At 41.5% G+C, this 6873-nt stretch carries 9 protein-coding genes; 8 read left to right on the forward strand and 1 reads right to left on the reverse strand.

Annotated features, from left to right (window positions below; genetic code table 11):
* The 4 genes from Q0625_RS05000 to Q0625_RS05015 form a co-directional block, all read left to right on the forward strand.
* Positions 1 to 890, forward strand: an 890-nt coding sequence (locus Q0625_RS05000) for an ABC transporter ATP-binding protein (RefSeq protein ID WP_298824038.1), incomplete at its 5' end; no start/stop codon positions are given.
* Between the two features lie 107 nt (positions 891 to 997).
* Positions 998 to 1732, forward strand: coding sequence for an ABC transporter ATP-binding protein (locus Q0625_RS05005; protein ID WP_298824041.1), 735 nt, complete (start codon positions 998 to 1000; stop codon positions 1730 to 1732).
* Between the two features lie 62 nt (positions 1733 to 1794).
* On the forward strand, positions 1795 to 2901 hold the full coding sequence (locus tag Q0625_RS05010) for an ABC transporter permease (protein ID WP_298824044.1): 1107 nt from the start codon (positions 1795 to 1797) through the stop codon (positions 2899 to 2901).
* A 72-nt stretch (positions 2902 to 2973) separates the two neighbouring features.
* Positions 2974 to 4092, forward strand: a complete 1119-nt coding sequence (locus Q0625_RS05015; RefSeq protein WP_298824047.1) for an ABC transporter permease — start codon at positions 2974 to 2976, stop codon at positions 4090 to 4092.
* A gap of 54 nt (positions 4093 to 4146) precedes the next feature.
* Here Q0625_RS05015 and Q0625_RS05020 read toward each other — a convergent pair whose 3' ends face one another.
* Positions 4147 to 4944 (reverse strand): carboxypeptidase-like regulatory domain-containing protein, encoded by a 798-nt coding sequence (locus Q0625_RS05020; RefSeq protein WP_298824050.1) that lies wholly within the window; start codon positions 4942 to 4944, stop codon positions 4147 to 4149.
* A 136-nt stretch (positions 4945 to 5080) separates the two neighbouring features.
* Between Q0625_RS05020 and Q0625_RS05025 the strand changes: the two genes are divergently transcribed.
* The 4 genes from Q0625_RS05025 (at position 5081) to Q0625_RS05040 (ending at position 6712) form a co-directional block, all read left to right on the forward strand.
* Positions 5081 to 5377 (forward strand): type II toxin-antitoxin system HigB family toxin, encoded by a 297-nt coding sequence (locus tag Q0625_RS05025; protein ID WP_016420035.1) that lies wholly within the window; start codon positions 5081 to 5083, stop codon positions 5375 to 5377.
* Between the two features lie 4 nt (positions 5378 to 5381).
* On the forward strand, positions 5382 to 5591 hold the full coding sequence (locus Q0625_RS05030; RefSeq protein ID WP_298824057.1) for an XRE family transcriptional regulator: 210 nt from the start codon (positions 5382 to 5384) through the stop codon (positions 5589 to 5591).
* An 80-nt stretch (positions 5592 to 5671) separates the two neighbouring features.
* Complete coding sequence (locus tag Q0625_RS05035; RefSeq protein WP_298824059.1) at positions 5672 to 5959, forward strand: hypothetical protein; 288 nt, start codon at positions 5672 to 5674, stop codon at positions 5957 to 5959.
* Between the two features lie 285 nt (positions 5960 to 6244).
* Positions 6245 to 6712 carry a DUF192 domain-containing protein gene (locus Q0625_RS05040; RefSeq protein WP_298824061.1) on the forward strand — a complete coding sequence of 156 codons (468 nt, stop codon included), beginning with the start codon at positions 6245 to 6247 and terminating at the stop codon, positions 6710 to 6712.
* Positions 6713 to 6873: the final 161 nt, after the last annotated feature.

Genomic DNA, 6873 nt, shown 5'->3' on the forward strand with positions numbered 1-6873 from the left:
ACCTCAGCAAGTCCTACGGCGATACCCACGCCGTGCAACACCTTTCCTTAGAAGTGAAGAAAGGCGAGCTTTTTGGGCTGATTGGTCCCGATGGCGCAGGCAAAACTACGGTTTTCCGTGTGCTCACCACCCTCCTGTTACCTGATGAGGGAAGCGCTACGGTAGAGGGACTTGATATTGTAAAGGATTATAAGCAAATCCGCAAGATCGTAGGCTATATGCCGGGGCGGTTCTCCCTCTACCAAGACCTTACAGTAGAGGAAAACCTTACCTTCTTTGCTACGGTATTTGGTACGACCATCGCCGAGAATTACGACCTTATCAAGGATATTTACGACCAGATAAAGCCGTTCAGCAACCGTCGCGCGGGCAAACTCTCAGGGGGAATGAAGCAGAAGCTAGCCCTCTGCTGTGCACTCATTCACAAGCCTAAAGTTCTTTTGTTAGATGAGCCTACCACAGGGGTAGATGTAGTCTCTCGCAAAGAGTTTTGGCAGATGCTCAATAGGCTTAAGGAACAGGATATATCTATCTTTGTTTCCACTCCTTATATGGACGAAGCTAGCCTTTGTGATCGTATTGCTCTGATACAGGAGGGCAAGATACTTTCCACCAGTACCCCTCGGCAGATTGTCAGTGATTTTGGTCAAACGCTTTATGCAGCAAGTACGCCCGATATATATCCTCTCTTGCAGCACCTTAGGGCACAAAGTGCTGTAGAGAGTTGTTACCCCTTTGGGGAGTTCCTACACCTAACCCTTAGAACAGGTACCGATGTGTCTCTATTCGAGCAAGAACTGAAAACCACCTTTCCACACCTTGAGTGGAAAATGATTACCCCCACCATTGAGGATAGTTTTATACGATTAATGAGTCAATTAGACAATTAGACAATTAGCCAATGAGTCAATGAGTTAATAGACAAATCGACAAATCGACAAATCGACAAATTGACAAATCGACAAATCGGCAAATCAGCAAATTAAAGAATTAGAAAATGAATGCAATAGAATGTAACCACTTAACAAAGCAATTCGGTGATTTCAAAGCCGTCAATGATATCTCCCTGTCAGTGAAGAAAGGCGAGATCTTCGGTTTTCTCGGTGCCAATGGAGCGGGGAAGACCACCGCCATACGTATCTTCTGTGGGCTTTCCTATCCTACTTCAGGAGAGGCGCGTGTAGCAGGTTTTGATGTATATCGAGAGCAAGAGCAGATCAAAAAGCACATTGGCTATATGAGCCAAAAGTTTTCTCTCTATGATAGCCTTACCGTTGCGGAAAATATTACCTTCTACGGAGGGGTATATGGACTGAGCCGCAAGCAGATCAAGCCCCGCCGAGAACAACTGATTGAGACCCTCGGTCTAGAGCAGGAAGCCAACAAACTCGTAGGGTCATTGCCGCTGGGATGGAAACAGAAATTGGCCTTCTCAGTAGCTATTTTTCACCGCCCCGAAATAGTCTTCTTGGACGAGCCTACCGGAGGGGTTGATCCCATAACACGCCGTCAGTTTTGGGATATGATATATGAGGCCTCCGCACAGGGCATCACCGTATTTGTGACCACCCACTATATGGACGAAGCCGAGTACTGCCACCGCATCAGTATCATGGTAGACGGTAGGGTAGAGGCGATGGACAGCCCTACCCAACTCAAAAAACAATTCAATACCCATTCCATGGACGAGGTATTTTATGCCCTCGCCCGCAATGCCAAACGTAGTGAATAACCCCTTGTAGGGGCGAATGGCAATTCGCCCTTTATAGAATGGCAATTTTGCCCTTTTAGAATATGAAACAGTTAATAGCCTTTATCCGTAAGGAATTTTATCATGTATTCCGTGACCGCCGTACGCTACTGATCCTCTTTGGGATTCCCATAGCGCAGATTGTTCTTTTCGGTCAAGCCCTCAGCAGTGAGGTGAAGAATATCGGTATTGCTGTGCTCGATGAGGCACACAATACCTATACCGATGCACTTACGCAACGCTTGCAGGCAAGTCCATACTTTAAAGTGAAAGATCCCCTACTGAGTTACAGAGAGGTAGAGGACGCATTCAAACGTGGAATTATAAAAGCCGCCCTTATCTTCCCTCCTGATTTCGGTCGTGATCTCTATACGCCCAAAGGGACTACCCTACAACTCATTACCGATGGTAGCGATCCCAATACTGCCAAAACGGTAGATAACTACCTCTCTGCCATGGTGGCCAACTACCAGCAAGAACTGAACCCTACCTTGCGACAACCTTACCAGATAACAGTAGAAAACCGTATGTTGTATAACGAGGAACAAAATGGCTCTATGAACTACGTCCCTGGGGTGATTGCGCTCGTTTTTATGATTGTCAGCACCGCCTTAACCTCTGTAGCGGTGGTACGCGAAAAGGAGTTAGGTACCATGGAAATCCTTTTGGTATCACCTTTCAATCCCTTGAAAATACTTGTAGCCAAAGCCATTCCTTACCTTATTCTCTCGCTTATCAACTTTACCGTGATTCTCCTGCTCTCGGTCTATATGCTTGATGTCCCAATACGGGGTAATCTGCTATTGCTTTATGCGGAAAGCACCTTGTTTATTATCATCTGTTTGTCCTTGGGGCTACTGATTTCCACCAGTACTTCCTCACAACAAACTGCCATGCTTATTGCCATGATGGGAATGATGTTGCCCACCGCCTTTTTCACAGGCTTTATGTTTCCCATAGAGAATATGCCTCTTGTTTTTCAGGGAGTTGCCAAGATCTTCCCCTCAAGTTATTACTATAATATTGTAAAGAAGGTAATGTTCAAGAGATTGGATTTCAGTTATATATGGAAAGAGACCTTAGTGCTCATCACTATGGCAGTGGTGTTCTTAAGCCTTGCCATGAAAAAGTTTAAAGTTCGTTTGGAATAGTAGGGGCGAATGGCAATTCGCCCTTTAATGAAAGGCAATTCGCCCACAACAGATAATCGACAAATTAATACGATGAAGACATTACTATTTATATTAGAAAAAGAATTCAAACAGATATTCCGAGATAAGACTATCTTGGCTATGATGTTTGTTGCCCCTATGATGCAGCTGATTATACTGCCTTTGGTAGCGAATTTTGATGTAAAGAATATCAATCTCGTCTATGTGGATCACGACCAAAGTCCTTATTCACAAAAGCTGATACAGAAGATTACCTCCTCGGGGTACTTCCGCCTTGTAGATGCTCCTTTCTCTTACAAAGAAGGTCTTGCCCTCATAGAAGATGGTAAGGCAGATGTCGTCTTGGAAGTACCTGATGGCTTTGAGCGTAACTTGGTACGCGAAGGAAAACAAGTACTTGGTTTGTCTATCGATGCCATCAATGGGAGTAAGTCTTCCTTAGGAGGGGCGTATTTACTCTCAGTAATACGTGATTTCAATGCTGAGCTGGATGTAAATATAAAAGCTCCCCAACGCATGGGTACTGTAGCCAAATTCAGTGTGGCAAGTACGCACTGGTATAATCCATATCAGCAATATACACGCTATATCGTCCCAGGTATTTTGGCGATCTTACTCACTATTATAGGGGGATTTCTCTCTGCGCTCAATGTCGTAAGAGAAAAGGAGATCGGTACCATTGAACAGATCAATGTAACCCCTATCAAGAAATGGCAGTTTATACTCGGTAAGCTCATCCCTTTTTTGGTCGTAGGTTTAATCCTCTTTACTCTGGGCCTTACAGTGATGTATGTGGTATATGGTATCTTTCCTGCAGGTAGTTTGCTTACCCTATATGCCTTTGCCGCTATGTATCTCATTGCGATTCTGGGCTTTGGACTTCTGGTCTCCACTTATGCCGATTCGCAGTTACAAGCCATGTTTATAGCCTACTTCTTTATCATGATCTTCCTTTTGATGAGCGGATTCCTCACCAGTGTAGATAGTATGCCCGCTTGGAGCCAGCAGGTAAGCAATGCCATTCCTGTAACCCATTTTGTCAATGCAGTTCGCTTGATTGTGCTCAAGGGCAGTACTTTTTTGCAGCTCAGTACAGAGTTTCTGTACCTTGTAGGCTTCGCTGTACTACTGAATAGCTGGGCTGTTTGGAATTATAGGAAAACAAGTTAATTAGCTGATTTGTCGATTTGCCAATTTGTCCAATTGCCTAATTAGCTAATTGACTCATTGTCTCATTAATACTCCTCTAATGCCATATCTCAGTCCTAAGTTCATATCCATTTTCTTAAAAGTCCCATCTTTGAATTTGTAGCCACCACTGAGATTCCCTCCAAGGATAAAGTGTCCATCACCTGATCCCTCTACAGTACGAAGTCCTACCCAAATACGCCCTTTGGGAAGTACCACCTGTAGCTCTTGAATGATTTTTTGCTTTTGATTATTCTGAGGGATACTAAGGTAAATAGGTTTCTCCACAAGTGGTGTGAGTGTGCCATTGTCTTCTATCTTAAGAATTTGCAAGCGCAGTACAAGGTTAGGCATGGTATTCTCCAATACGGGCAACTCAAACTCCTTCGCCAAATAGGTGTCTTTCAGCTCTATAATGTTACCCATTTCTACCTCACTGAGCACATTTTGACCAGCATAATACATCTCACCTACATAAGTGCCTTTACCTTTGATAGTTCGTAGCTTAGGCTTCTTCTGGCTTACTGTGAAGGACGGTAATTCAAAGACATGTTCTACAAGGATGACCTTTGTATCTCGCTGTAAGTCTTTGACAGCAAACGCCTTTCGGTAGTAGTTCAGATGAGAGAAGTAGATACTATCTTTGGGGGCAACTCCCGTAAGGTCTATTTGGTACTTTCCTTTGCTATCACTGACAGTGCCCTTTCCTTTGCCCACTACCCCTATATTTACATAAGGAACACTTAAGCCCAAGCTATCTGTTATCCGTCCAGAAAGCACCTCCTGTGCTCCAGCGATTAGGGGAAAACATAAAAGAAAAATAAGTTTTTTCATATAAAAATCAATTTTTTAAAATCTATAGGCAAAGATAGTAAAAAAAATCGTTGTTCATACTGATTTTTATTTCGTTTTCAGAAAAATTGTTTTGTGTATCAAAATATTTTTATACCTTTGTATTCAAAAACAACTTATGAGAGTCATTGCTAAGAAAGCTTTGGTTGATTTTTATACGCTCTATCCTGATGCAAAGTTATCTTTGGAGGATTGGTATAGGAAAACAATAGATGCTCAATGGACATGTTTTGCAGATATAAAAAAGAGCTTTAATAGTGTAGATGCTGTAGGAAACAAACGTTTTGTTTTCAATATTAAAGGGAATCATTTTAGAATAGTGGCTCTTATACTATTTACGCCTAAGATTCTGTATATCAGATTTGTAGGTACCCATAAGGAATATGATGATATAGAAAATATAGATAAAATATAAGATTATGATAAAAAATGAAACACAATACAACGCTATTATGAAGCGTATAGACCAACTTTTAGAAATGGTTGATGATAATACCCCTGAGGATAATCCAGAATATATAGAATTAATGCTTCTTACAGACCTTGTGGAAAGTTATGAAGACGAACATTATCCTATAGAAAAACCCCCTTTGGATAAAGTCGTTGAGCCTCATCTTGCATTAGCATAGAAGTCAGCATGAACCTAAAACTCATAACCCATAACTTAAAACGAATGATGTCCGCCATCGTTTGGGTATAGTTCACGGCCTTGGGGTTCTTCTTCTTATGCTTGGCAGGGGTCTATTGGCTGGATCCTACCATTTGGTCTCTTACTAAAGTAGAACCCTTTACAGCTCTTTCCAAGATAGTGAACCCGCCTTTACTTTCCTCCTTGGATGCGCTTATAGGTCATAGGTTTCACTATTCTGTTATTGCAGCCTTTGGGGTAGGGTATAGCTTCGTGGCCTCAGTAACTAAGGAAAAACATAAAAGAAAAATAAGTTTTTTAAGTTTCGCAAGTTGTTCTAAGCTGCTTCAGATAAGGGATTCAAATTAATCCATTTCATAAGTTGCTTATTTTCAGATATTATTTTCATTATTAACTGGTGTATTGTAAACAGGAAAAAAGCCTTTTCACTTATAGTAAAAAAGTTTTTTAGTTCTGATAAATTTTTCATATCTCTGTTCGGTAGCATATTAGTATGGATTCTGTTTTTTAGTGCCACAAAGCTACTGATTATCAGTAATGTTGCCAAATAATATACTACTTTTTTCTACCTTTTTCCACTAAATCAAGCTCTGAAAGAGCTTGCGAAACTTGAACATTTAATTTTAGAAGCCTATGAAAAAGAAAATATTCACATCTGCCAAGCTATTGCTGATGGGAGTTATACTATCATGCTCCCTTGTTCTTAGCGCCTGTTCAGCTCTCGCCCTTGAGTTTGAAGAGAAGGACTTGAGCATTACAAATCTTGATGGTAAGACCATTCCCATAAGGGTTGAGCTTGCTCGCTCCATACGAGAGCTATCAAAAGGCTATATGGGGCGTGAGCATATCCCCGAAGGGACGGGTATGCTTTTTATCTTTAAAAGAGACGAAAAGTTAAGTTTTTGGATGAAAAATACACCTACCCCTCTTTCAATTGCGTTCATTAACTCGAATGGCGAAATTCGCGAAATACGCAATATGACACCTTTCAGCCGAGAAAGCGTGAACTCATCGGAACCTGTACGTTATGCTCTTGAAGTGCCTCAAGGATGGTTCGAAAGGAACAACATAGGAACGGGCTGTATAATCAAACTACCATAACCGATGAAGCTGAACAATCTCCTATACGCAAAAAGCAACTTGTGAAACTTAAATTACTAATATCAAGTTATTTTTCTCAGGTAATAAACTAAAAATAAGTTGAGCTATCCATCTCATAGGTAGGACTACATCTGCAAGAAAACGTTGAATCCGTCTATAAT

This window comes from uncultured Capnocytophaga sp. (genome assembly GCF_938029845.1).
In the GTDB taxonomy this organism is placed as follows: Bacteria; Bacteroidota; Bacteroidia; order Flavobacteriales; family Flavobacteriaceae; genus Capnocytophaga.